At 42.0% G+C, this 25,323-nt stretch carries 26 protein-coding genes and 1 riboswitch; of the genes, 6 read left to right on the plus strand and 20 right to left on the minus strand.

Translation table 11 applies throughout. The features are described from left to right. Positions 1 to 2: 2 nt before the first annotated feature. Positions 3 to 635 (minus strand): CBS domain-containing protein, encoded by a 633-nt coding sequence (locus tag FOF60_RS16215; protein ID WP_192470625.1) that lies wholly within the window; start codon positions 633 to 635, stop codon positions 3 to 5. Between the two features lie 146 nt (positions 636 to 781). On the opposite strand from FOF60_RS16215, the gene FOF60_RS16220 reads away from it, so the two are divergent. The 4 genes from FOF60_RS16220 to FOF60_RS16235 all read left to right on the plus strand — a co-directional run bounded on the left by FOF60_RS16220 (position 782) and on the right by FOF60_RS16235 (position 3,511). Beyond that, positions 782 to 1,012, plus strand: a complete 231-nt coding sequence (locus tag FOF60_RS16220) for a spore coat associated protein CotJA (protein ID WP_192470626.1) — start codon at positions 782 to 784, stop codon at positions 1,010 to 1,012. Further along, the gene (locus FOF60_RS16225) at positions 1,009 to 1,269 is read left to right on the plus strand and encodes a spore coat protein CotJB (protein WP_192470627.1); all 261 of its coding nucleotides are present in this window, start codon (positions 1,009 to 1,011) and stop codon (positions 1,267 to 1,269) included. Before FOF60_RS16220 ends, FOF60_RS16225 begins: the two co-directional genes overlap by 4 nt. 26 nt (positions 1,270 to 1,295) lie before the next feature. Then, the gene (locus FOF60_RS16230; protein ID WP_192470628.1) at positions 1,296 to 1,865 is read left to right on the plus strand and encodes a manganese catalase family protein; all 570 of its coding nucleotides are present in this window, start codon (positions 1,296 to 1,298) and stop codon (positions 1,863 to 1,865) included. A gap of 90 nt (positions 1,866 to 1,955) precedes the next feature. Then, positions 1,956 to 3,511, plus strand: a protein-coding gene (locus FOF60_RS16235) for an IS3 family transposase (protein WP_264647579.1) whose coding sequence is annotated in 2 segments (ribosomal slippage) — positions 1,956 to 2,595 and positions 2,595 to 3,511 — 1,557 coding nt in all. Because the reading frame shifts where the segments join, the coding sequence is not laid out codon by codon here. A gap of 57 nt (positions 3,512 to 3,568) precedes the next feature. Here the strand turns inward: FOF60_RS16235 and FOF60_RS16240 are convergent. From FOF60_RS16240 to FOF60_RS16260, 5 genes are all read right to left on the minus strand, one after another. Beyond that, the gene (locus tag FOF60_RS16240; protein WP_192470630.1) at positions 3,569 to 4,027 is read right to left on the minus strand and encodes a YpbF family protein; all 459 of its coding nucleotides are present in this window, start codon (positions 4,025 to 4,027) and stop codon (positions 3,569 to 3,571) included. A gap of 191 nt (positions 4,028 to 4,218) precedes the next feature. Then, the gene (locus tag FOF60_RS16245) at positions 4,219 to 4,944 is read right to left on the minus strand and encodes a LysM peptidoglycan-binding domain-containing protein (protein ID WP_192470631.1); all 726 of its coding nucleotides are present in this window, start codon (positions 4,942 to 4,944) and stop codon (positions 4,219 to 4,221) included. After that, positions 4,937 to 5,539, minus strand: coding sequence for a CPBP family intramembrane glutamic endopeptidase (locus FOF60_RS16250; protein WP_192470632.1), 603 nt, complete (start codon positions 5,537 to 5,539; stop codon positions 4,937 to 4,939). Before FOF60_RS16250 ends, FOF60_RS16245 begins: the two co-directional genes overlap by 8 nt. Beyond that, complete coding sequence (locus FOF60_RS16255; protein WP_192470633.1) at positions 5,539 to 7,038, minus strand: RecQ family ATP-dependent DNA helicase; 1,500 nt, start codon at positions 7,036 to 7,038, stop codon at positions 5,539 to 5,541. Before FOF60_RS16255 ends, FOF60_RS16250 begins: the two co-directional genes overlap by 1 nt. Further along, on the minus strand, positions 7,029 to 8,075 hold the full coding sequence (locus FOF60_RS16260; RefSeq protein WP_225649923.1) for a YpbB family protein: 1,047 nt from the start codon (positions 8,073 to 8,075) through the stop codon (positions 7,029 to 7,031). Before FOF60_RS16260 ends, FOF60_RS16255 begins: the two co-directional genes overlap by 10 nt. Positions 8,076 to 8,368: 293 nt before the next feature. Here FOF60_RS16260 and FOF60_RS16265 point away from each other — a divergent pair, with 293 nt between their 5' ends. Continuing rightward, positions 8,369 to 8,617, plus strand: a complete 249-nt coding sequence (locus FOF60_RS16265) for a ferredoxin (RefSeq protein ID WP_023627496.1) — start codon at positions 8,369 to 8,371, stop codon at positions 8,615 to 8,617. Positions 8,618 to 8,752: 135 nt separating this feature from the next. On the opposite strand, the gene FOF60_RS16270 is transcribed toward FOF60_RS16265, so the two are convergent. Beyond that, positions 8,753 to 9,334 (minus strand): ECF transporter S component, encoded by a 582-nt coding sequence (locus FOF60_RS16270; RefSeq protein WP_192470635.1) that lies wholly within the window; start codon positions 9,332 to 9,334, stop codon positions 8,753 to 8,755. A 164-nt stretch (positions 9,335 to 9,498) separates the two neighbouring features. Continuing rightward, positions 9,499 to 9,631, minus strand: a riboswitch (FMN riboswitch). A 299-nt stretch (positions 9,632 to 9,930) separates the two neighbouring features. Between FOF60_RS16270 and serA the strand changes: the two genes are divergently transcribed. Then, positions 9,931 to 11,505 (plus strand): phosphoglycerate dehydrogenase, encoded by a 1,575-nt coding sequence (gene serA / locus FOF60_RS16275; protein WP_192470636.1) that lies wholly within the window; start codon positions 9,931 to 9,933, stop codon positions 11,503 to 11,505. A gap of 98 nt (positions 11,506 to 11,603) precedes the next feature. On the opposite strand, the gene FOF60_RS16280 is transcribed toward serA, so the two are convergent. The 13 genes from FOF60_RS16280 to FOF60_RS16340 all read right to left on the minus strand — a co-directional run bounded on the left by FOF60_RS16280 (position 11,604) and on the right by FOF60_RS16340 (position 25,266). Then, positions 11,604 to 12,416, minus strand: coding sequence for a histidinol-phosphatase (locus tag FOF60_RS16280; RefSeq protein ID WP_192470637.1), 813 nt, complete (start codon positions 12,414 to 12,416; stop codon positions 11,604 to 11,606). Positions 12,417 to 12,484: 68 nt separating this feature from the next. Continuing rightward, on the minus strand, positions 12,485 to 13,447 hold the full coding sequence (locus FOF60_RS16285; protein ID WP_192470638.1) for a peptidoglycan DD-metalloendopeptidase family protein: 963 nt from the start codon (positions 13,445 to 13,447) through the stop codon (positions 12,485 to 12,487). Between the two features lie 215 nt (positions 13,448 to 13,662). After that, entirely contained in the window at positions 13,663 to 14,904 is a 1,242-nt protein-coding gene (locus tag FOF60_RS16290; RefSeq protein ID WP_192470639.1) for a hypothetical protein, read from the minus strand. Further along, positions 14,879 to 15,430, minus strand: coding sequence for an RNA polymerase sigma factor SigX (gene sigX, locus FOF60_RS16295; protein ID WP_192470640.1), 552 nt, complete (start codon positions 15,428 to 15,430; stop codon positions 14,879 to 14,881). Before sigX ends, FOF60_RS16290 begins: the two co-directional genes overlap by 26 nt. A gap of 442 nt (positions 15,431 to 15,872) precedes the next feature. Continuing rightward, a complete protein-coding gene (locus FOF60_RS16300; RefSeq protein ID WP_192470641.1) occupies positions 15,873 to 17,660 on the minus strand; it encodes an ATP-binding protein in 1,788 nt (595 codons plus the stop codon). Beyond that, complete coding sequence (locus tag FOF60_RS16305; RefSeq protein ID WP_041965633.1) at positions 17,657 to 18,373, minus strand: response regulator transcription factor; 717 nt, start codon at positions 18,371 to 18,373, stop codon at positions 17,657 to 17,659. The genes FOF60_RS16300 and FOF60_RS16305 overlap by 4 nt, the downstream gene beginning before the upstream one ends. Positions 18,374 to 18,485: 112 nt before the next feature. Continuing rightward, positions 18,486 to 19,673, minus strand: a complete 1,188-nt coding sequence (gene ccsB, locus FOF60_RS16310; protein ID WP_192470642.1) for a c-type cytochrome biogenesis protein CcsB — start codon at positions 19,671 to 19,673, stop codon at positions 18,486 to 18,488. Between the two features lie 12 nt (positions 19,674 to 19,685). After that, positions 19,686 to 21,311, minus strand: a complete 1,626-nt coding sequence (locus FOF60_RS16315; RefSeq protein WP_192470643.1) for a cytochrome c biogenesis protein ResB — start codon at positions 21,309 to 21,311, stop codon at positions 19,686 to 19,688. Between the two features lie 27 nt (positions 21,312 to 21,338). Then, complete coding sequence (gene resA / locus FOF60_RS16320; protein WP_192470644.1) at positions 21,339 to 21,860, minus strand: thiol-disulfide oxidoreductase ResA; 522 nt, start codon at positions 21,858 to 21,860, stop codon at positions 21,339 to 21,341. A 64-nt stretch (positions 21,861 to 21,924) separates the two neighbouring features. Then, a complete protein-coding gene (rluB, locus tag FOF60_RS16325) occupies positions 21,925 to 22,650 on the minus strand; it encodes a 23S rRNA pseudouridine(2605) synthase RluB (protein WP_192470645.1) in 726 nt (241 codons plus the stop codon). A gap of 359 nt (positions 22,651 to 23,009) precedes the next feature. After that, positions 23,010 to 23,543: a spore maturation protein gene (locus FOF60_RS16330; protein WP_167831417.1), complete on the minus strand. Its 534-nt coding sequence runs from the start codon at positions 23,541 to 23,543 to the stop codon at positions 23,010 to 23,012. 6 nt (positions 23,544 to 23,549) lie between these two features. Continuing rightward, positions 23,550 to 24,137 carry a nucleoside recognition domain-containing protein gene (locus FOF60_RS16335; RefSeq protein WP_192470646.1) on the minus strand — a complete coding sequence of 196 codons (588 nt, stop codon included), beginning with the start codon at positions 24,135 to 24,137 and terminating at the stop codon, positions 23,550 to 23,552. Beyond that, complete coding sequence (locus FOF60_RS16340; RefSeq protein WP_192470647.1) at positions 24,130 to 25,266, minus strand: D-alanyl-D-alanine carboxypeptidase family protein; 1,137 nt, start codon at positions 25,264 to 25,266, stop codon at positions 24,130 to 24,132. Before FOF60_RS16340 ends, FOF60_RS16335 begins: the two co-directional genes overlap by 8 nt. Between the last annotated feature and the right edge of the window lie 57 nt (positions 25,267 to 25,323).

The following is a 25,323-nucleotide window of genomic DNA, read 5'->3' on the forward strand; positions in this document are numbered from 1 at the left end:
AATCAAACTTCATGGATATCAAGGATGCGGAACCCAGACTCTTCCAGCTTCTTGACAAACTTATCAATGTTGTCTTTCTTTTCGATCTTCATGACAATCCTGCGTACAAGCTTATCTGTTTCATCAAAAGTAACCAATGAGATGATATGCTCATGGAACTGGTGGGCAATATCAGCCAGTCGTGCGATACGTCCTTCTGTTTCCACAGAAGTAAACGCAATCCTGACGCCCTCCCTATGTACTCCAAAAGCACTCTGGAACTGGTCCAGGGCATCAGAGCGAGTTACGGCTCCCTGGAATTTCCCCTTTTCATCGACTACCGCCATCAGCGGGATATCCTTTAATTTCACCAAGGTACTTTCGAAGATTTCAATGCCATGAAGGATTTGTTCCTGAAGGCAAAGTACATCACGAGCAACCTTATTTTGGAGGAAATCATCCTTCTCTCCTCCTGTCTTGAAGTACTCCTGGTAGATGCCATATCTTGTGACCACACCTGCATATTGATCGCCGTCCAGCACGGGTACGCCATCAATTTCATTTCCATCCAGCTTTTCAAGAACGCTTTGCAATGTTTCATCCATTTGTGCGGTTATACATTTATACTTCGGTATCATGATACTTTTAACAAACATTCCACTCACCTCGAATTTTTAAGTACTGCCCTGTCTTATATATTTCTGCATTTATTGCAAAAATCCCTGCTTACATAGATAAATTTAACATGAAATAAAATTTTGCTCATAAAATGAAATGAAGTTTATGTAGAGGAGGGCTTAGCTTGTCAACATACAGAAGAGTTTGGTATCCGTACGCCAGTCCCTTCGACCCTTGTCCGCCGATCAAGGCGAAAACGTATTCCACGCCACCGAATTTATTCCTGGGCTTCCAGCCGCCCAATCTAGAACAATTTACGCCAATGCAGGCATTAAGAACAGGAACGCTGTGGAAGGTCTTCTATGACCCTTGGTATTCACCTTATGAGGCTCCAAGGGAGGAGGATCTTTCATGAAACAATTACCGAAAGAGTTCTATGCAGCCATGGAAGAACTCCAGGCTGTAGATTTTGTTCTTGTGGACCTAACACTTTATTTAGATACCCATCCGGAGGATTATGAAGCTATTAACCAATTCAATCAGTTCGCTAAAGAAAGGCGACGGCTAAAAAAGGTCGTCGAAAGCATGTATGGACCTCTCCAGCAATTCGGCAACAGCTATTCAGGATATCCGTGGAACTGGGATGACGGTCCTTGGCCATGGCAAATCTAAATTCCAAATAGGAGGGGGTAAGGAAAATGTGGCTTTATGAAAAGAAGTTGCAATATCCCGTAAAAGTAAGCACTTGTAACCCCACGCTCGCCAAATTCCTGGTTGAGCAATATGGCGGAGCTGACGGAGAATTGGCTGCGGCTCTCAGATACTTAAACCAGCGTTACACCATTCCTGATAAGGTAATTGGACTTTTAACTGATATTGGGACCGAAGAATTCGCTCATTTGGAAATGATTGCTACAATGATTTACAAGCTGACTAAGGATGCCACACCTGAACAAATGAAGCAAGCTGGACTTGATGCCCATTATGCTAACCATGATAGTGCTCTATTTTATCATAATGCTGCAGGTGTTCCATGGACTGCTTCCTATATAGCTGCTAAAGGCGACCCGATAGCAGATTTATATGAGGATATTGCTGCGGAAGAAAAAGCAAGAGCCACTTATCAATGGATCATAAATATGAGCGATGACCCTGACCTGAACGATGGCTTACGATACCTTAGAGAACGCGAAATCATCCATTCCCAGCGCTTCCGTGAAGCAGTGGAGATTCTAAAGGATGAACAAGGGAAAAAGAGAATATTTTAAAATAAATAGAAGCGTCCCTTTTGATATGCTCCCCTTTAGGTAGACAGATTAAAAAATAAAAATCTGTTTACTTAAAGGGGAGTATTTATTATGTCAAAAAGGACATATTCATTCCAAGATAAAATCAAGATCGTAGAGGCGTTAAAAAAGGGTAGCCATTCTATTTCAGAGCTGAAGTTTATATACAAAGTAAATGATCATGCAATTTATGACTGGGTCTACAGGTATGAAAAATACGGAGCAGAAGGATTAAAGAAGTCTTCTACCTGGAAGAGGTATTCTAAGGAACTTAAGCTGGCGGCTGTACAGGACTACCTTAGTGGGGACTACTCTCAAAATGATGTTATCAGAAAGTATGAAATCTCATGTAGACGCGTCCTGCAGAAATGGATTAACAAGTATAATAGTCATAGAGAATTAAAGGACACTTCCAAAGGAAGGACAAACACTATGACTAGAAGAAACACTACCATAAATGAACGAAAAGAGATTGTGCTCTATTGCCTTGAGAACGGCAAGGATTATCAGAAGGCAGCTGAGACCTTTAAGGTCTCTTACCAACAAGTATATCAATGGGTTAAAAAGTATGAGGATGGCGGCGAAGAAGCCCTTCGGGATAAGCGAGGGAGGAAAAAGGAAGAAGTTGAACTCTCCCCAGAACAGAAGATGAAATTGGAGATGAAGAGGCTTGCGAGCGAAAATGAGCGATTACGCGCAGAGAACTTATTCCTAAAAAAGTTAGAGGAGATCGAAAGGAGGCGAAGATAAGCCAGATACGCCTTGAGGAGAAATATATCGCTATCAAGGAACTTCACGAAGAAGAAGGATTCTCTTTCGTTATGCTTTGTGAAATTGCGGGGTTGGCCAGGTCTGCATATTATAAATGGCTGAAGCGAACACCTTCCAAGCGTGAATGTCAGAATGTGATGCTTGTAGAAGAAATGAAGGCTCTCCATGAGGAGGTTAAAGGAATCTACGGCTACCGCAGGATTACGATGACTTTGAATAGAAGGTTGAGCAAGAGCTTCAATGAAAAGCGAATCTATAGGCTGATGAAGATTGTCGGCATTCAAAGCGTTATTCGGAAAAAGAAAAATCGCTATAAAAAGTCAACCCCTCAACACGTCGCAGAAAACGTGTTAGACCGTAATTTCCAAGCCGAAAGTCCAAATGAGAAATGGGTAACAGATGTGACTGAGTTCAAGTATGGAGAAGCAAGAAAGGCTTATTTGAGTGCAATTAAAGACTTACATGATGGAGCCATCGTTAGTTACGTATTTGGACATTCCAACAACAATAAACTGGTGTTTGATACGCTGGATCAGGCCACAGCCCTACTGAATGGTGACCGCCCACTTATACATAGCGACAGGGGCTTTCAGTATACCCATTTTGGATTTAAACAAAGAATAGATCAAGCACAGATGACTCAAAGTATGTCCCGAGTCGGAAGATGTATTGACAATGGTCCAATGGAATCCTTTTGGGGATCACTGAAAAGCGAGAAATATTACATGGAGAAATATAAGACCTTTGAAGAGCTTTCTGCGGCGATTGATGAGTACATATACTTTTATAATCATGAACGTTACCAAAAAAGATTAAACGGCCTTAGCCCCCTAGAATTCAGGGCTAAAGCCGCCTAGATTGTTTTTATTATTTCCACTGTCTACTTGACGGGGAGCAGTTCATTTTGGATGCTTCTATTTATTTTCATGAAACAGATTAATATCAAACTTCTTCTTCATCATGTCAAATACAATATGGCGATTTTTCCATTCCTCTTCTTTTTTCCATAAATCCTTGCTTCTGTCCACTATTTCACACCTTAGTGCCTGGTATTCTTTCTCTGCCTTTTCGCGCTTCTCTTTTAACAGAATCATCAATCCATAGGTCCCTACCGTTAAAATGAGGAAATATAAATTTGCAGAATTCTGAACATACACGGAAAAAATCTCAGCGAAAGAATACGAATAAGGCTGCAGCACCGTTACATAGAGATAATAGAAATAGATTGAAATAAATCCGATCGTCACCCATACTGACAAAAGATGTCTGGATTTAAACCGGTCAAACTTTCTCTTTCGCTCAATTAAATTCTGCAGCATCCTTTTAGTCGCAGGGTCCGTACGATTATCAAGATTCTCGATTTCCTGTTCCATGCCAAGCCCTCCCCTTTATATCATTTTTATGAACTTGTCCATGGAGTTATGATATTGCCTTACAAAAAAGAAACAGAATCTAGTTCGACTCCCATACTTCTCATAGGGAGCAAGGGCGTCAATTTAAGTGACTAAGATGCACGCCCCATTAAAGGTAAATAATAAAAAAAGCCAGGAGTTTTTCACTCCGGCTAATTTTTAATAGGTATCTTCAATACTTGTCCTGCTTGAATCTCATTCCCCTGGATATTGTTTGCTTTTTTAATGATTGGGATTCCATCCTGGGATTTATAGTAGGTCATTGCTACTCGGAACAATGTTTCATTTGGTTTTACAGTATGATAGATGACCTTTTCATTGTTTTCTGATACTTTTTCCTCTGCTGTTGCGTCTTCTGAAGCTGCAGATTCATTTATGGGCTCCGCTGAGGCTGGAGCGGTTATATTCCCGCCTTCTTTTTCTTCACCATCACCCGGTTCTTCCGCAGTATTTTTATCCCCGCTGCTTGATGGAGCAGGACCAGCTGTCACAACATCGATTCCATCTGGATCGGCAATTTCTTCATAGGATGGCGCTTCCTGATCTGCTTCTTTCTGGTCCTTACTGTTTCGTTCATCTTGGCCTTTAACATTGATCATCTCCACCCCGGCACGTTCCTGCGGCTTATACAAAGGTGTTTTAACGCCATCAAGGTAAGAGATAATGCTGAAAAAAGAAATAGGCAGCAGGATGAAAAACAGTGCCATCAGCCTGATGACAGGGTATTTTACTTTAACTTTCGTTTTTTTCTGTTTTTGCCTGTGCATCTCACTTCTTGGCGGGAGGGATTCCTTTTTTTCAGTAGTAGGCTCAGTTTTGCGCTCCACTCGTTTTCGCAGCCGCTCTGCCTGGTCCCTAATAGGTTTTTCCTTATTCACTGCCTGTACCCCCAATTGTTGCTTGAGTCCTGAATTTAATGATTATACCTAAGATAAAATCAATGAAAAAATGCATCACGATTGTCACAACAAGATTATTTGTCACCATATAAATATAGCCAATCAAGAAACTCAATAAAATAATATTAATAAACAAAAACCAATTGAACAGATAGCGATAATGGACGACTGCGAAAATTATGCTCGATATGATTAAGCCGGTATTTGTCTGGATGACACCTCTAAAAAGAATTTCCTCACTAATTGCTACCATAGCCGCAATCAGCATAATCTGGACTACACTTCTATTCTTGAATATCCTTTCGTTCAAGCCCCCATCGTCATAATAGGACTTTGGCAGATATCTCATGAAGATAAAGTCCATAACTACGACTGCAGCTCCCGCAGTGAGCCCAACCAACAAAATATTCCAGTCTTTCCAAATAAATAATCCTTCGAACTCATTGAAGCTATCAAACAATATCATACCTAATATTCCCGATATCGTTAATAGTAAAATTTGCGTAGCGATTAAATGGAACAGCAGTTCTTTTTCAGTAAGACCTGCCACGGTTTCCTTATATCGATCTTTCATTATATCCGCTCTCTCATCAATAGAATTGAAGCCAATTCCTGCTTCCAGTCCAACGCAACGTCACTTTGTCCACCGGCTGGTTCGGTTTCTTCAAAATGATCTATATTTATACCACAATTACTGCAGCAATTCCGGGGCCTTTCCTGGATTTCCTCGCCGAACATATCCAAAATAAAAGCCCTCTTGCATTCCTTTGTATGAATCCAATCAAGCATCTTCTTAATTTGCCTATTTTTTACCTGCAGACGATTTTCAATTAATTGCCCCAGGCTCCTTTTATCCTTGTTATAATCCATCGTTTCTATACTAGAGAGGTAATCCTCAACAATCCTCCATTGGATCTCGGTGAAGCCGCATATCATTGACAGCTCTTCCGCACGTCCGGCAAGATCATGATAATGGAGCTGGTTATCAATTATAAAGGCAAACAGCCTCTCAATCTGGTATTGATCAGGGAGCTCACCTTCAGCGAGCTGGTACGCCAGCTGTTCGTCTCCTGGAGTGTAAATCAAGACGGCAATTGAATCGCGGCCATCTCTTGCCGCCCTTCCTATTTCCTGAAGGTATGATTCGATCTGCATTGGCATATGGAAATGAATCACATAACGGACATTTTCTTTATTAATCCCCATTCCAAAAGCGCTTGTAGCACAAACCACATCAAGCTGGCCATTGATGAATTGCTGCTGGATAAGGATCCGGCTTTCCGGATCAAGGCCCCCATGATAGGCCATGGCATTCATGATTCCTTTTTCCCTCATATGCGCGGCTGTTTGCTCAGCGACTTTCTTGCTGGAAAAATAAATGATCCCGGGTCCTTTAAAAAATTTCACCAACTCGACTGTCCGGTCCAGCTTATCCTGAAAAGCAGATGCGAATTCCAAGGCAAGAGAAATAGCGGGCCTGTCCACAGAATAAACCACTTCATTCCAATCTCCTAAATGGAGCTTTTCAGCTATATCTCTTCGGACTTCCTCTGAGGCCGTGGCTGTCAGCGCAAGCGTTAAAGGATGGCCAAGCTTCTCTCTGAACTCTCCAAGCTTGAGATAGTCCGGCCTAAAATCATATCCCCATTGAGAAATACAATGAGCCTCATCTACAACGAACAGTGAGACAGACAATTTTTTAATCCGCTTTAATACAGAATCAATTCCCAGCATCTCTGGAGAAATGAAGATAAAACGAAACCATTCGAGTTCTTCCATCGCTTTTGCTTTTTGCGGTGGTGACAAAAAGGAATTCAAGGCAATCACTCTCTTTTCACCCATCGCCATCATTTGCTCAACCTGATCCTGCATAAGGGACAGCAGGGGTGAAACAATCAAGACCGGCCCGTCCACAAGGTAACCCGGAAGCTGGTAGCACAGGGACTTACCCGTTCCAGTTGGCAGCATGGAAATCGTATGTTTTTTTCCTACAACCGATTGGATTGTTTCTTCCTGCCCTGGACGGAAATCCTCGAACCCAAAATACCTTTTTAAATAGTTTTTTAATTCCATTCCATATCACCATATTTAGCCATAACAAGCCTAATTTCAAAATAGGAGGCATCAGCCACCTGTTCCTTGATTTGCTTTAGTTTTTTCGCAGAATTCTGCTGAGCTGCGAGAAGGATTCTTTCCCTTTTGTCATGAAGAACATAGTGATCTATATTAAAATCCTTGATGGAAAACGTAATTTCCACAACATGATCTTCTATTGTGCTTTGCTTAAGGTTTCGTACAGCTGCAATCTCTTCAAGGGTATAACCCCTCTGAATTAATCTATAGGTCTTGTCAGTCGAAATCGTCAAGGGAACGCTGCGCTCCGCCTTTTTGATTAATCCACTAAGCAATGGATAGGCATGCTCGTTCTCTATCACCCTGTCAAACATTGCATGTAAGCAATTTAAGAATTCGTAATGATAATGAGCCGGTTCTAGACCGGTCTTTTCAGCAGCCTGCAGAGTGGTTAAACCAATTTTCCTGAAGCCAGTCAGTCTAAAAACAACCAAATCGGGTCTTGTCTTTTCATTATCAAGCGCAGAGATCAGCTCATTATAAAGCCTTTCCGCAAGCTTGTAACGATCTTCATTTTGCTGCTTGATGTAATGTTTAACCCAAATAAGAGTTTCCCTCTTATTTCTTACCGGGATAAAGGAACGCTCATGATTGATAAGATTAGAACTCACCTGGATCAGCAACGTCACCCTTTCCCAAAATGAATCCGTAACCTGGTGATATTTCCAGCCATTCAGATAATCAGGAAGCTTGTATTCAGCTAACTGTTTTTCCAGCGCTTCTTCTCCCTTGCCCGTTAATATTACCCTCGTTTCTGCAATTTCCTCTGCCAGTCCCCTTTGCTTCAGGCTATCAATCATGTTTTCGAGTCCTGCACGGGTAACTGAAGGGTATGTATGAAAAAAAGGGGTGATTTTATACAAATGCGCATCTTGTATCGTCTGGGAGGAACGTTTGCCCTGTAGAAGATGAAATAACGAATAAATGGTTCTATCGCCATTGATTTTTTTCAATATAGACAAAACAACTGTTTCCAAATATGTTATCTCCATAAAATCACCCTGGAATGAAAAATTAAGCAAAGGGCACGATAATATTCGGCGCCCACTATAGCAGAAAAATAATCTAACATTATTTTAACATGAAAATATCTAGTAAAATGTTTTATTTTCAACGGAAAAACCATTCAACGCCTTGTGTGATAAGCATTCTCAATACTTTTTTTATTGAAATGTTGGCGATACAGTTTTACAATAGGTATGAGGAATACGTTTTCACTGTTTCAGTGAAAACAGCATATTATTGTTAAACACTTGGGAGGAATTATATCATGGCTAAGTACACAATTGTTGACAAAGAAACTTGTATTGCATGTGGAGCTTGCGGTGCAGCTGCTCCAGATATCTACGATTACGACGATGAAGGCATCGCATTCGTAACACTTGACGAAAACGAAGGTATCGTTGAGATCCCTGATGTATTAATTGACGACATGATGGATGCATTCGAAGGCTGCCCAACTGACTCAATCAAAGTTGCAGATGAGCCATTTAACGGAGATGCTACTAAATTCGAATAAGAGTATACATAATTCCCGCTTACAGGCGGGAATTTTTTTTTGGGAGTTATTACGGATGATGACACTGTACATCCCATTTAAAAATCAAAAAGCAACGGTGCAGACCGTTGCTTTTGTATTAGAAATCATATGAATTTAAGCACTTTTGAAAGCTTGCTGTCTCTCGATCCATGTTTTCATCCTTGTGAAGATCAGCATGAATATGACAGACATCAGTAAGCCTTTAACGAAATTAAATGGTAAAATCCCTGCGACTATCATGGCCCGCGTTTCCGGTCCGGACATTGCCGGCATATTCAAGAACAAAGTGTAGGCAGGAAGGAACACGTAATAGTTCAGGACACTCATCAGGATGGCCATACTTGTTGTACCAGCCACCAATGCGAACGTCATTCCCTTATTGGACTTCATCCGCTGATAGATATAATAAGTTGGAAGGATGAATAAAACACCTGCAACAAAGTTGGCAACATGCCCAACAGGAACACCCGTATCACTGCCTGTCATAAAATAATCAAGGGTATTCTTCAAGAATTCTACTAAAATACCGGCAGCCGGACCAAAAATCAACGCAGCAATCAATGCAGGTATATCGCTGAAATCGACCATTAAGAATTTTGGAAACGGCGGCAGCGGAAAATTCAGCAGCATCAACACATACGAGATACTGCTCAGCATACCAATTGAGACCATTGCTTTGACACTAAATTTTTTCATTTTCCTCTCTCCTTATAGAGATCCATCTCACATAAAGAAGAAAGATTCGGCAATCACATACCCATAACAAATAAAACCCTCAAGTTTTCTGAACTTGAGGGAGACTGTTGAAGGGTATGCCAAATAACCGTTCGAAACCTGCATTTTTCGAACGTCTGCAGAACCTCCATCTTCTCCCATCCAGACTATACTGTCGGCTTTGGAATCGCACCAAATCCTGCCCTTACAGGCTCGCGGGCTTAGAGAATTCTTCTCATTACCGCCGATCGGGAATTTCACCCTGCCCCGAAGATAGACCATATTTATTTAACAAGTTTATTATACTGAAAAAAAGATATTTTGTGAAGGTGTATGCTTGTGACGATTTTATGTCTGAAATGGCCTAAAATGCATTTTGGTCAATAAGAGGATCGTGATTAGCAAAAATTTCTGCTAAATTCGGAATAACAGAATATAATTAGATTAAATCAATTGATTTTGGTCAGCGCTTGCATTGTATTCATGAACAATTCGGGAGTTTGACAAAAGAATATTCGTTTTGTAAAATAATCAGAAAATTACCACTTTATTTTTCAAAAGAAGGAGTGAAACAAAAAATGTTTCAGGTTCTGGCGGCAGATTCAATAAAGGAAGAAGGCTTACAGCCATTATTAGAACACGAAGGAATCCAGGTACATATCGGGGGTGTTGGCTCAGGGGTAATCGATTTACAAGAAGTTGATGCCCTAATAGTCAGAAGCGCTACGAAAGTCACCAAAGAGCTGCTCGATCGAATGCCACAACTAAAAATCGTTGGCCGGGCAGGTGTCGGTGTAGACAATATCGATATCACCGAGGCGACAAAGAGAGGAATTATCGTCGTAAACGCTCCAGATGGGAACACCATTTCTACCGCGGAACATACTTTTGCAATGATGTCTGCTTTAATGCGGAACATCCCACAGGCACACTCCACCGTAAAAAATGGAGAATGGAAGAGAAATAAGTTTATTGGAAATGAACTTTACGGAAAGATACTAGGCATTATCGGTTTGGGAAGGATTGGTTCTGAGCTTGCAAAAAGAGCCAGAGCTTTTGGAATGTCTGTAAAGGTATTTGACCCATTCCTGACGAAAGAGCGGGCAGACGTTTTGGGTGTTCAACTGTCCTCCTTTGACGAGGTCCTCGCCGAAACCGATATCATCTCGGTCCACACTCCTTTGACGAAAGAAACAAAAGGACTTCTCAATGAAAAGACATTGAGCCAAACTAAAAAAGGCGTCTATCTCCTCAACTGTGCGCGAGGAGGAATCATTGATGAGATGGCTCTCGCTCATTATATTGAGAATGGTCATGTTGCCGGCGCTGCATTGGATGTATTTGAAGTTGAACCCCCAGAGAATCACCCTTTACTTAAGTTTGATTCAGTTATTGCCACCCCACACCTCGGAGCTTCTACAAAAGAAGCGCAGCTGAATGTTGCTACCCAGGTAGCCAGAGAAATCAGGACTTATTTTGAGAATAGACCTGTGGCCAACTCGATTAATCTCCCGGCAATGTCTAAAGAAATCTATGAAAAAATCCAACCCTACCACCAGCTTGCGAAGGAAATGGGGAAGATTGTCTCAGAATGCCACAACAAAGGGATCAGCGAGCTGACAGCCACCTATTCAGGCACTGCAGCAGATCTCGAGACCTCTTTTTTAACAAAGGCGCTCCTTGCTGGATTTTTCGAAAACCGCATTGATGTGAAAGTAAATGAGGTAAATGCAATCCACATTGCAAAAGAGCGTGGAATCATGGTTGGGGAAAAAGTGACAGGAAATTCCTTTGGCTACGCAAATACCATAACAGTAACTGCAAGCGGAGACGGAGAAACTTTTACAGCGAGAGGAACCTACATTGACCATTACGGGCCAAGGATTGTCAATCTGGACGGTTTTAACATTGATTTCCACCCAGCAGGGAACCTCCTGTATATCCAGCACATGGACCGTCCTGGGGTAATCGGGCATGTAGGAAAGGTCTTAGGTGACCATGGTGTGAACATTGCGACAATGCAGGTCGGAAGAAAAGAGGCCGGCGGCGAAGCCATCATGGTCCTCTCGTTTGACAAGCCCCTTTCAAATGAGATGATCGGCAAGCTTGAGTCTCTGCAGGACATTGTCACCATCAATAGCATATTGCTCTAAGCACAGCAAACAGGCCTCCACTTAACGAGGCCTGTTTTATATAATTTCGTGTTTAGTATGAGTTTATTCAGCTCGTCCCCATTTGTCAGTTCCCCATATTATCCCAACGGAAAAGATTTTCTTTCACCTTTGGAGAATGTCATGATTTCGTCATATCCAACCTCTCGCGCTAGTTCAAGAGCCTGGCCAAAATCAGCACCGACATGCTCAGGCACATGGGCATCGGAGGACAAAACAATCGGTATATTCTTATCAAAGCACATCTGCAATAGTCTTTTGTCTGGATACAATGTCTGAGTAGGCTTCCGCAATCCTGCAGTGCTTATTTCCACACAGGTCTTGGATTGTGCCAGCGCTGATGTCGCGCGATCATACTGCTCCAAAAGGAAGCTTTCATCTTCAGGGACATATTTAAAAATTTTCACAAGATCAATGTGCCCGATTATATCGAAAAGATTTGACTGCGCCAGTGTTACCACCTGGTCAAAATAACTTTTATACACTTCATAAACATCTCTTCTGTCCCATTCTTTACGATATTCGGCCAGGTCAATCCCGAAATCGCCAATCCAATGGATCGACCCTATTACATAATCAAATTCATAGCTGTTGATGAACTGTTCCATTTCCCTATGCTTCCCAGGAGTGTAATCCATCTCGATTGACATTTTAACGTCAATTTCATTTTTCCAGGCTTCCTTAAAAAGATTAACGTAATCAGCCATATCATAGAATCTGCGTTCATCCACCCAGCTGTTGCGCAGGATATCTGCAGTTTGGTAGAAGTGATATGCATGCTCAGAAATCCCGAAATGCTGGATTCCCCTTTTATTGGCCATATCAGTAAACTGCTTTAAATAGTCCTGCGTCAATGTGCCTCTTTCCAGATGGTTGTGGTAATCCGTCAGCATAGTACCCATCCCCTTTGTGACCGTTTTACTCATTATACTTTCAGATAACAGCAGGGGACAAGGATTGATTATCGGGTAATTAATATTTGCTGCGGCTGGATTGTATCAGATGTCAGATTGTTCAAAGCTTTTAATTTTTCAACGGACGTGTTTGTCTTTCTTGCAATAGAGATTAGTGTATCCCCACTGGAAACCACATAACTCTCTTCAGCTGAACTCTCGATTATTAAAACGTCTCCTGGAGAGATCTGGTTGCTGTTCATATTATTTTCTTTCTTGATTTTTTCTACAGAAGTGTCATAATATCCAGCGATTGACCAAAGCGTCTCGCCTCTTTGCACGGTATGCTTTGCTATAGGCTGATGCTCAGCAGCTGCTAGTTTTTCTGAATTTTCGTTTGCAATGTCAATATGGTAGCTCTCGCCTTGGCTGCCAATATCGATATTATCCATCAGTCGAAGCTTGGCAATTGTTTCTACCGTCACTCCACTTCCTTTTTTCTCCATAGCTAAAATAGGCTGTCCTACAGCTGCTTCACCTAAAGCCAATACAGGATCTACAGCATTTTCTTTTTCGTATGTCCAATTATCCTTATGAATTTCAAAATGAAGGTGAACTCCAGAGGAATCCCCTGTGTTCCCCATCAGACCAATCACATCGCCCTGCTTAACAACCTGCCCTTCTTTCACATTCCTTTTATTCAAATGGGCGTATACAGTTTCCAGGTTGTTCTCATGCTTAATGAACACTACATGTCCATATGAGCCTGAATAATATGATTTTGTTACTACCCCTTTATCAACGCTATGTATTGGTGTTTTGAATTCACCTGCAATATCAATTCCCTTATGATGGCCATGTCGCGTTCCATATAAGTCCGTAACGACACCATCGGCTGGCCAAACCCAATCTAAAGTCAATTCTGTTATATCGAGCATTTCTGCCTGAGAGTGCTTTCCGCCAAGAAATAACAAACTAATACAGAGTGCCATGATTCCGGCAATGAGTAAACGCTTTATGTAATCCTGCATTTTCTTCCTCCTTAACTTTTTACTCCCTTTCCATCCCTATGACAGCCTGTACAAAAATAGAACTGTATTGTGGAAAAGCAGCAGCTAAAAAAGCACATTCGTTATAATTGGTGGGAAGCTGCTTTTTTATGCAAAAGAAGGAAAATTTGTTATTGGGGTGGTTTTAAGCTCCCCCTCCCATCCAAAAAAAAAAGAAAGACCTGATGGCCTTTCTTTTAGTTGATATTTTTCTTGTTCGGTGCGAGTGGCAACGGGAGGACCTCGTTCAGATTGAAAGGTCCAAGCTGATCAATGTTCGCATTTGTGAACCTGACTCCGGAGTAATCAAACTCGCTTGCAGTCATTAGGATTGCCTCAAGATTCGGCAGAAACCCTTCATCAAGAGTCGTATCATCCGTTAAGGTGATTTCTAACACTTTATCTTTTGATTCAGTTTTTGCAAGCTTGAAATCATCCGGAAGGGAAGGTGAAAGGTAGCCTATTTCATCACCTTTTATCATCTGCAGAAATGCTTCACCAATTGTTTTGTGCTGTTCTTTAGTCGGCACAAGGTATGGGTTAGCCATGCCTTGTACTGGCAAGAACAAGTACGCTCTTCCCACTGTTGTTTCGGCACTGATTGGCAACTCATTAATTACGCCAAAGTTACCTAAATCAATCCCCGGTTTACCCTCAGTTGTGAAGATGATTTTATCGATTCCTACACCTGAGAAATCCTGTTTCATTGAGTCAACAAAGTTAGTGTTTGAAGTGCTTCCTTCTCGGTATGGATTATTTTGTTTAACATCCATTGTCAATGTCTTAGTTGCCTCATCGAAGTTCCAGGTAGCATCTATTGGGTAGTAATCTGTCAATCCCCATTCCTTTTCCTTAAGCAGCGGCATTGTTTCCGTATAGCTATCTATCAGGGACTTCCCTTCTTTTTTCGGTGCTGTGACCGTAACTGGAACAATTGCCATCGCCTGGTCGTCAGGAATTGCATAGGTGAAGATGTCTGATGTCTCGATGTCAGCCTCTTCTGGATATAAAGAAATCAGGCCGTCATAAGGATTTACCTGGTCCATTGCAGCGAAATCCGCCTTTTCTTCTTGCTCACCATCTGCTGACTCCGCCATGAAGGTATTTTCCTGCTCTCCAGTGCTTTTTTGACTTGCTGAATCATCCCTGACAGCAGTATCCATATCCATTGTTGACTTTTCTTCAGTGGCGGAGTTGCGATCCATGCTCTCCTGGGACGAGTTGTTGACACCCAGCAGACTTGGAGAAAGAATAAAGGCGAGGAAGAGCACTGCGGCAAGAGCTGCGCCTGGAACAACCCAGACTGGCATCTTCTTTCTTTTTTCAACACGATGGGCGATATTCTGATAAATGTCACGAGAGTCGCGATGATCTTTTATCTTAGGCATTTGGCCGAGGATTTCTTCTAGCTGCTTATCGCTTAGCTGTGACTTTTTCACTAGTCATCCCTTCCTTTTCAATCATTTCTTCCATCAGCTTTTTCAATGTTTTTAAAGCACGGTGCTGAGTCGTCTTTACCTTGCTTTCCGTCCATGATAAAGCTTCTGCTGTTTCGCTTATCGTTAATTCATGTATATAGCGCATGATGATGACCATTCTCTGGTCAACCGTGCATTGGTCAAGGCACTTGTACATCAGTTGGATCTCTTCACTTTGAAGTGCCATTTCTTCAGGAAGGGGCTGATCGTCCCTTACCTGGCGTGCAGACATATCAAAGGATTCAAGCAATCGCTGCTTCCAGCCCTTCTGTTTGCGGAAATGATCAATCGCGACATTTTTGGCAATCGAAAACAGCCATGTCTTTTCACTGCTCTTTCCCTCAAACCGATCATACGCCTTTAAAACGCGGATGTAGACTTCCTGAACAAGGTCTTCAGCCAGCTCCCTGCTTTTTACCATATAAAATAAAAATTGAAAAACGTCATGATGATATTTTTGATACAATTCATCAAAAACGGAGTTCATAGCTCTATTCGCCTCCGTATTCATTAGATTAGTCGTAAAGTATTAATAAAAGTTTCATATTAACTATATTATTTTTAGAATGGAAATGGAAGGAATTTTCGTGGACAAAATATTCGAAGAAATTACGTAAAATTAAAATTCTTTTCCAAAATGAGGCAGGCTATGGAATAAACAAATCAAATGGAAAGGTGCTAACGGACACTTTTCTCCTGATTTCCTTGGGGTTTGTCCGATATAGGAGTTCTTAAGGACACTTTTTCCTTAATTCCACTTCGGTTTGTCCGATAGACGTGCTCTAACGGACACTTTTTCCTTAATACCACTTCTGTTTGTCCGATAGAGCCATATAAACGATCATTTCCTCTTCAAAATACAAAAAAGTCCACCCATAAACGGGATGGACTCGTAAATTGTTCCTTGTGAATCAAGAATAGTCGGCAAGTTATTCAATAATTCGAGGGATGAAAAAGGAAAATGTCGTACCTTGTCCGAGTTTGCTTTTTACCGAGATATTCCCTCGATGTGCGTCGATAATATTCTTGGCGATGGCTAGTCCAAGACCCGTGCCGGATACGCCTCTAGTTCTTGACTTATCGCCTTTATAGAATCTCTCGAACAAGAATGGCAAGTCTTCCTCAGGAATACCAGGCCCCTGGTCGCTCACCTCAAAATACAAGCCGCGTTCATCGGTTTTACCGCTGATTATAACAGATGCAGAATCCGGGACATGCCTGATGGCATTATCAATCAGATTGGTAAGGACCTGTTCGATGCGGTCTGGATCAAATCGAAAATCAATTTCTTCTGAATCGAAGTGGACAGATAACTCAATCCCCTTCTCCTTCGCAAGGCCATGGAATTTACGGATGATCCGATTGACATAAGGACTAATCTCGACGGTTTCTACGTTAAGAAGAATATGACCTGCTTCCATACGAGCTAAATCGAGCAGTTCATTAACAAGTCGGCCCATTCTAAGGGATTCATCGTAAATGACTTTGGCCATTTCCTTCTTTTCTTCATCTGTTTGGGCGATGTCATCGACGATTGCTTCACTATATCCTTGCATCATCGAAATCGGCGTCCTTAATTCATGTGAAACATTGGCGATGAAGTCTTCTCTCATTTTGTCGAGCTTTCGTTCCTCTGTCATATCGCGGACGACAGCTACAGCTCCCCGGATGAATCTCTTATTATACAGCGGGCTGACGATGATTACCCAGGTTCTTCCCTGAGCCGTAATCTCCCCAACCTGCTCTTTCTCCGTATTGACTGCAAGCTGGAATAACTCCATGACTTCAGATGGCACGGCATCTGTATTCTCGGAAGCCAGCCCCTGCTCATAATACCAATATCTCAGAAAGATTTCGGCAGGCGGATTGGTAATCAAAATTGTACCATCACGATTGAATGTGATCACGCCATCTGCCATGCTGCTGAGGATGCTTGTCAGCTGTTCTTTTTCCTGACTCAATGCGTTCATATTGAATTTCAGCTGTCTGCCCATCTGGTTGAAGGCAGTCGCTAATTCCCCTATTTCATCATGGGTGAGGATTGGCACCTTTGTATCAAACTTACCTCTGGCAACTTCAAAAGCTGCCTCCCTCATTTTTCGCAATGGAGCAGTAATCCTTGTGGAAAGGAAAAATGCAAAAATTGTCGTCAGGACTATTGCAACACCGGCAGCCAGCAAGATGAACTTAGTGGTCAGCCTGGTCGTCTCTTCCATTACCTCTAGTGACTGATAGATGAAGACTGCTCCATTTTCATTCTCAAACTGGTGAAGCGGAACACCGATCATTAGGTATTGGGTATCATCAACATCGTTTGAAATACCTGGCATGGAGGTAATCATGTCTACAGTCTGGTCGTTCTCAAAAACGGCAGCAAGATCCTTATCATTCATAAAAAATGAAATGGGTACATGTGTGGAGTCCTCTACACTGGGTGAATAAAAATAAGTATTTCTATCTTTAATGATCGTTACCCTGGAGTCATCGTCGACCATTTCCCATGCAATCTCAATGCCTAATTGTTCCTCCTGCCCAGGATGATCTTCCAGCACCCTGGCTATTTTTTCGGCAGTATTGGTCATTCCTCTCCTGGTTTCATTAATGTGATAATTTTCAAAGAATTCCATCAACATTACTGTCAGGATGAACAATACAAATGAAACCAGCAAAAGGATGGTAATCCAAAGCTTACCTACTACACTGCGCCAAAACATCATTCATTGACTACCTCGAACTTGTAGCCAACACCCCAGACCGTCACAATCATCTTTGCAGCCTGTTCAGATACTTTGTTCAGCTTTTCGCGCAATCTTTTAACATGAGTATCTACTGTACGTAAATCGCCGAAAAATTCATAATGCCAAACTTCCTTCAATAATTGCTCGCGATCAAAAACTTTATCAGGAGCTTTTGCAAGGAAGTAGAGCAATTCATATTCCTTAGGCGTCAGGCTGACTTCTTTGCCATCAGCCAAAACCCTATGAGCATCATTATCAATGGTTAAATGAGGGAAAACAATCACATCTTTTGCAGTCGTCTCTGTCTGCAGGTAACTTGTGCTCGATGAGCGTCGAAGCATTGCTTTTACGCGCAGCACAACTTCACGAGGGCTGAATGGTTTAACGATGTAATCATCAGTCCCTACCTCGAAGCCTTGTACTCTGTTCACTTCCTCACCTTTTGCGGTAAGCATGATAACAGGTGTTGACTTCTTTTCACGAAGGTCACGGCAAACCTCGATTCCGTCTTTCCCAGGCATCATCAAATCTAGAAGGATTACGTCATAATCATTGGCAAGAGATTTTGCCAGCGCTTCATTTCCATCTTCTGCTTCATCAATTATATAGTTCTCTCTTTCAAGATACATCTTCAATAATCGTCTTATTCTTTCTTCATCATCCACTACTAAAATCTTCACGTCTTTTTCCATAAGGTATATCCCTCCCTGCGATTATTTTACATAAACATGCGTCTACTTGCCACGATTTTTTAAAAAAGGCCTTCACTTAAGACAGTGAAGGCAGTCATAAAATTGACACAAATTAGGAACCTGCATAAGAATGCAGACCTGCAATTACAAGGTTAACTGCTACCAGGTTAAACATGATAATGATAAAACCAATGACCGCGAGCCATGCGGATTTCTCTCCATGCCATCCTTTTGAAAGGCGCAGATGCAGGAAGGCCGCATAGAAAAGCCAGGTTATCAATGCCCATACTTCCTTTGGATCCCAGCCCCAGAAGCGAGTCCAGGCAATCTGAGCCCAGATCATCGCAAAAATCAATCCGCCAAGCGTGAATACCGGGAAGCCAATCAATACGGAACGATAGCCAATTTCATCAACGAGATCCATATTGATGTTCTTCGTCCATGGCTGCAATGCCGCAGCAATTCGCTTCCGCAGAATGAGTCTTAATAAAACATATAATACTATACCCGCTGCGAGCGACCAAATAACAGTGTTCAGCTTCTTTGCACTGATGATTGCAGGTGTCTCGAATAATGGTTCAAAACGGTCTTTATCAGTCAGCTCATATTGGTGCGGTCCTACTATAGCAGGAATTGTATATTCCTCTGTGGCAGGCTGTCCATCCTTGTTAATATAGTTAAAATTCGCTGTATAATCTGTTGCTGCGAAGAAACTGGAAACAAATACGAATCCAAGCGTGCTGATCAAGCCAAACAAGACAACTTCAAGCCATAATGTACTTTTTGTTTTCTTCGTCTGATCAACGCTTCTAACGAGATAAATCAGACCAGCAGCAAAACTGATTGCCAGGATTGCTTGTCCGATCGCTGTCGTAGTTACGTGAATATGGAGCCAGTAGCTCTGAAGCGCCGGAATCAATGGTGTTACTTCCCTTGGGAACATGCTTCCATAGGCGATGATCAAAGCAGCCACAGGCAATGTGAACAGCCCCAGTAATGGAGTTTTATACATGAAATAAATGACGATAAATGCTCCTACCAATGACATGCCGAAGAATGTCGTAAATTCAAACAGGTTGCTGACCGGAGCGTGACCGGAAGCAATCCATCTTAAAATAAAAAATGTCATTTGCGAAAGGAAACCCGCAATTGTTACAATGACTCCAATATTCGCCCATTTATTTGGGGCATTTTTTTTATCAGCATGCCTTTTATCCTTAATAGCTCCCCCGAAAAACAAGATACCAACTAGATAGAGGATAAACGCTGCAAATAGAAAGTTAGAACTCAACTCAACCATTATTTTCCCTCCTTACTCCTTCTTTTCTTCTGCCACCTGGTCCTCAGGAGCATCTATCCCGGAATCGGAAAAGACTTCTTCTAGCTCTCTTTTTAAACCATGCCAGTTTTTATTTGTATGTGCCGCAGTCCATACCTGGTTATTTATTCTTCTTAACCATACACGTCGGTGGTTCCAATATGCCCCCTGGATGACACCAATCATGAATATCAATCCACCAAGACCAATGATCCAAAGTGTAAGGTCTTTTCTGACTGTCAGAGCTGTAACGTTCTTCGTTTCGATCCCTGCGAATGTCATCTTGTAGTCATTTTCACCCAAGGGCTCAAGATTCTGCCTGATGGCTACGAAACTGACTTCACCTTCTGTATTCTCAGGAGAGAACATCTTGAAAATAAAAGCAGGGTTATTGGGAATTCGTGACTTCGTTGCTGGTTCCCCATCTTCGTTAAACTCAAAATCCGGGAAATAGCTCATCACTTCTACTTTGTACCCATTTCCTAGATCGTATTTCATCTCAGGGTCATATAAGTCTACCACTACATCACCAAATTGTTGCTCTGTTTCTTTATTCTCAAGTTTAAAGGCCATCTTGCTCATTTCATCAAGCTTATAGTCGACCTGATACAAGGCAAAGCCATCAATTTTCAGAGGCTTGTTAACCTGGATCGCCTGATCACGTATTTTCTCAAGCTCAGGCTTTTCACCCGGGACAATTTCTCCCTGCCTTTGGTATAAAGTAGCATCGGTCTGATAGTTTTTCACTACCGTCCCTGCCTTGTTGATTGCGTCTTGGAAGACTTCCTCATCTTTATCTTTATCATAGACTTCGAAGATAAATTGATTGTTTTCAAGATAATAGCGGCCTTCGGTACCAGGAATCGCTTTTGTTTCCCCTTCCCTGAGCCACAGGATTTCATCCACGTACATTCCAGGAACGAATCTGAGCATGCCGCCAATCAAAAAGATGATCAGGCCAAGGTGGTTTACATATGGGCCCCACCGTGAAAATCGGTTTTTTTCGGCGAGGATATCGCCATTTTCCTCACGAAGTTTATAGCGTTTTTTCGTCAGATTTTCTTTGATTTTCCCTACTGCTTCATCCGTTAGAACAGCATCTGAGGTACTGAACATTCTCTGGCGCTTCAAAAAGCTTTCATGTCTTGAAACCCTTTGGTTTTTCAATGACCTGTATAAAGGAACCACCCTGTCAAGGCTTGCGATTACAAGTGATATACCTAAGGCTGCAATCAAAAGCAGGTACCACCAGGAACTGTAGAGGTTATGGAAGCCAAGATCATAGTAAAGCTTTCCCATCCACCCGTATTGCTCTTCATAATATTCCCATGGAGGCATCACTGGCGGAATGTACATTTCCTGTGGAAAAATCGTTCCTAAAGATGATGCAACCAAGAGGATGACGATCAGCCAGACCCCAACTTTTACCGACGAAAAGAAATTCCAGATTTTATCAATAAATGTCTTGTTATAAGTTTGTGACCGGCGCGCACTGCCTTCATAGCGCATATCCACGAGCTGCTTCTCTTTCTCTTTTTCTTCCAGCACTCTTCCGCAAGATTCACATAGGATCGTTCCCTGCGGATTTATATGGCCGCACTCACATTTTACTTCGTTCATAGTAAAAACTCCCTGTTCCCCTTACTTTTAAGGTTTTATCTGCTCCATGAAATCACGGACTGTTTTTTCATCTAATTCCCCAGTATGACTCCTTACAACAATTCCTTCTTTATCAATCAAAAAGGTTATTGGCAACGGGTTGATTCCATATGCTGCCTGTACTGGTCCCTCGTCGATCAGAACTGGAAAAGTCATGCCTTTTCGCTCAATAAACCTATTAACAGCAAGTTCTGATTCACCGGAGTCAATTGCCAGCACCTGGACACCCTGATCCTTGTACTGCTGGTACTGATTTTCGATATAAGGCATTTCCCGCTCGCATGGCTTGCACCATGTTGCCCAAAAATTAAGGAAAACTCCTTGCCCTTTATAATCAGAAAGCCTGTGTTTATTGCCTTCCATATCAACAAGGACAAAATCAGGAGCAGGTTTTCCAATCACAATCTTTTGGTTTTTATCCTTATTCATGTTAGCGTACAAAGTATAGCCAACAGCCAGAGCCATAACCGCGAGAATAATTGTTCGAGTGATTAGACGTCTCTTTTTCATTCCTAAACCTCCCACCGTATTTCTCCCTCATTATAACATTCTAACTACACCCATGTTAGTAACTCTAAGACTTTTTCATAGCCAGGACACGGAGCTGCTTCACCTCATGATGTGTAAGCTCCCTGATTTCGCCAGTTCTTAAGCCATTCAGCGTCAGGAATCCATACTTTTCCCTTTTCAGCTTTAATACCGGGTGCCCGATTGCGTCGAACATCCTTCTGACCTGTCTATTCCGTCCCTCATGGATCGTGATTTCGACAATTGCTGTATCCTTCTTTTTATCAACACTCAGCAATTTGGTCCTAGCCGGCGCTGTTTTTCCATCTTCGAGCATGACTCCTCGAGCCAGGCTAGTCAGCTTTTCCTTTGAAGGAATACCTTTTACCTTTGCCACATACATCTTATCTATTTCATTGCTTGGATGCATGAGCAGATTCGCGAATTCCCCATCATTCGTCAACAACAGCAGTCCTGATGTATCATAATCCAGCCGTCCTACAGGATAGATGCGCTGTTCGATTGTCTGAAAAAAATCCGTAACCACTTTGCGCCCCTTATCATCCTGTACACTCGAAATAACCCCGCGGGGTTTATAAAACAGGAAATATACCGGTTCTTCACCTTCGATCTGGACTCCATCGACTTCAACTCTGTCAGATGAGGTTACTTTTCGGCCAAGTTCTTTGACAACACTGCCATTTACCTTGACTCTTCCTTCGAGGATCATTTCCTCGGCTTTTCTTCTCGATGCTATTCCTGCATGAGCAATAACTTTTTGCAGTCTTTCCATAAGGTCACTCCTAATTAATATCAATTAACTATGGTAAATATTAATATCTAATCCATCCTTATGAATTATGACATAACTCTCGCTGTTTTCAAAGTAAGCAATGGTGTAAAAAGTGAAAAATAAGTATGGAATATTAATAGTTCTTTAACAAATGTTCGTTCTGTAAACGTGTTTCAATATTATTTTATACTAATATTAGCATCATTTGTGATTCCTTTGTCAGTAGGTTTTTTGAGAGTATTTTTAAAAGTGTGCGATCTAATATGACTGTTTCCGTACCTGTCGCTTCAAATTTCACTTCGTTTAGCTAAACACTAGGACCCCAAAAAATAAGAAGATACCTTTAGAAGGTATCTTCTCTATTTTGAGAACATGAACGTGACTACGATAATAGCTGTTATGATGGCTACTGCGTCAGCAAGTAGACCGACTTTGAGTGCATCTCCCATTTTTTTGATCCCGACAGCTCCGAAATAAACGGTGAGGACATAGAACGTAGTGTCCGTACTTCCTTGAAGGGTGGCTGCAAGAGTACCGATAAAAGAGTCAGGCCCATGGACACCAATCAGGTCGCTGGTAATTCCGAGTGCCGCTGTACCTGAGATTGGCCTGATCAGCGCGAGCGGAACTATTTCTGCCGGTATCCCCACCATCTCAAGCCCTGGCCGGATCCAATTCACCATGACATCAAGTGCGCCTGACGCCCTGAAAACCGCTATGGCGACCATCATGCCGACCAGGAAAGGCATGATGGATACAGCCATTTTGATCCCTTCCTTGCCGCCTTCTACAAAGCTTTCATATGTGGGAACTTTTTTATAGGTGCCATAAATCAAGATAAAAGCGATCAAAACAGGGATGAACCATAGTGATATCGCAGATACAATTTCCATTTTGATTTACCCCTTCTTGCTTCTTCTATAGTAAAAGAAACGGTCTATTAATATCGCTGCAAAAGCAGAGACAGCAGTTGCCACAAGAGTCGGCCCAACTATATCTGTCGGGTTGGCGGAATCATAATTCATCCTTATCGCGATAACAGTGGTTGGAATGAGAGTGATGCTAGCTGTGTTGATCGCAAGAAAAGTGATCATCGACCTGCTTGCTTCGTTTTTCCCATCATTCAACTCTTTTAGTTCTTCCATCGCCTTGATTCCCAGAGGTGTAGCGGCATTCCCAAGCCCAAACATATTCGCAATCATATTCGAAAGTATGTAGCCCATCGCCGGGTGGCTGGCCGGGACTTCGGGAAACAGCTTTGAAATCAAAGGCTTAAATAAAGATGAAAGCTTCGATAAAAGTCCTGAATCCTCCGCAATCCTCATCATCCCGAGCCAAAAAACAAGGATGCTGATCAATCCGATACTAAGTGTGATTGCTTCCTTTGCACCTGTAAAAACAGCCTCGTTCACCTCAGCCATTGTGCCATTCACCATCGCAAAGCCAAGACCAATTAAAATCATAACCACCCAGATATAGTTAACCATGATCCTGTACCCCTGCTATTGAGGTAAAGATATTTTTAAAAAGGTCGAAGAAGGAGTTTTTCTCTTTTTCCTCCACTTGGTAATAAACAGGTAAACTTGCAATCTGTTTATCATCCATATAGACATTTGCCCGGCCTGCGATAGGAGTTCGCATTTCCTCCTCATTTGGAGGGACCTTTTTCAATCTATATTCTACTTTGACCAGGTCCTCTTCTTCTGTAGTGAGCGGGTATACAAATGAATGGTTCAGATAAACTTTATTTTTATAATCCGATTCCTTTATCCCTTTCACTTTACCTTTAGATAGAATTTCGACGATGTCGTAATTCGAAAAGGCCGTTTCAAACATCTGGATGTGATCATTCCAATCATCAGGCGCATTGAGAGTGACTGCGATTAACTCAAAATCATCTTTTTGCGCAGTTGAGACCAAAGTTCTTTTCGCCCGTTTTGTATAACCGGTCTTTCCACCGGTGCTATATTTATACTTTTCTGTCAGAAGCCTATTTTTATTTTTCCAAACCCTGTCCCAGGTTTCAGTAGGATTGGGAGCCCTGTGTATTTTTGTTCCGGATATCTTCTCGTAAACTTCATTTTCCATCGCATAGCGGGTCAAAAGAGCCATGTCATACGCTGTGGAAACATGGTCTTCATGATCATCCAATCCGTGGGGGTTGGCAAAGTGCGTATTTTCCATGCCTATTTGCTGTGCTTTTTCGTTCATCAAGTATACAAATCCATCCAGACTGCCTCCAACATGTTCCGCGATGGCTACGGCAGCATCATTTCCCGATCTCAGCATCAAACCATACACCAAGTCCTCTAACCTAATCTTTTCTCCCGGCTTTAAGTAAATGGAAGATCCTTCGGCCCGGACTGCCTTCTCACTCACCTTCACCTTTTCATCCAATTTACCAGATTCTATCGCAAGGATGGCCGTCATGATTTTAGTGATACTGGCAATCCTGCTTACTCTGTGCGCATCTTTCTCGTATAACACCCTGCCAGATTCCTGTTCTATCAAAATAGCGCTTCGGGCACTTACCGACACAGAAGCCTGCGCTGTTTGAGGAATGCTGTAGATCAACAGAGTGGCAATTAACAATAATTTCATCCAAATCCTTTTCATTGACAGACCCTCGTCTCCTTTGGCAGTTTGTACAAGTTTATGCAGGACAAGGAGTGT

Source organism: Mesobacillus jeotgali (genome assembly GCF_014856545.2).
GTDB lineage: Bacteria > Bacillota > Bacilli > Bacillales > Cytobacillaceae > Mesobacillus.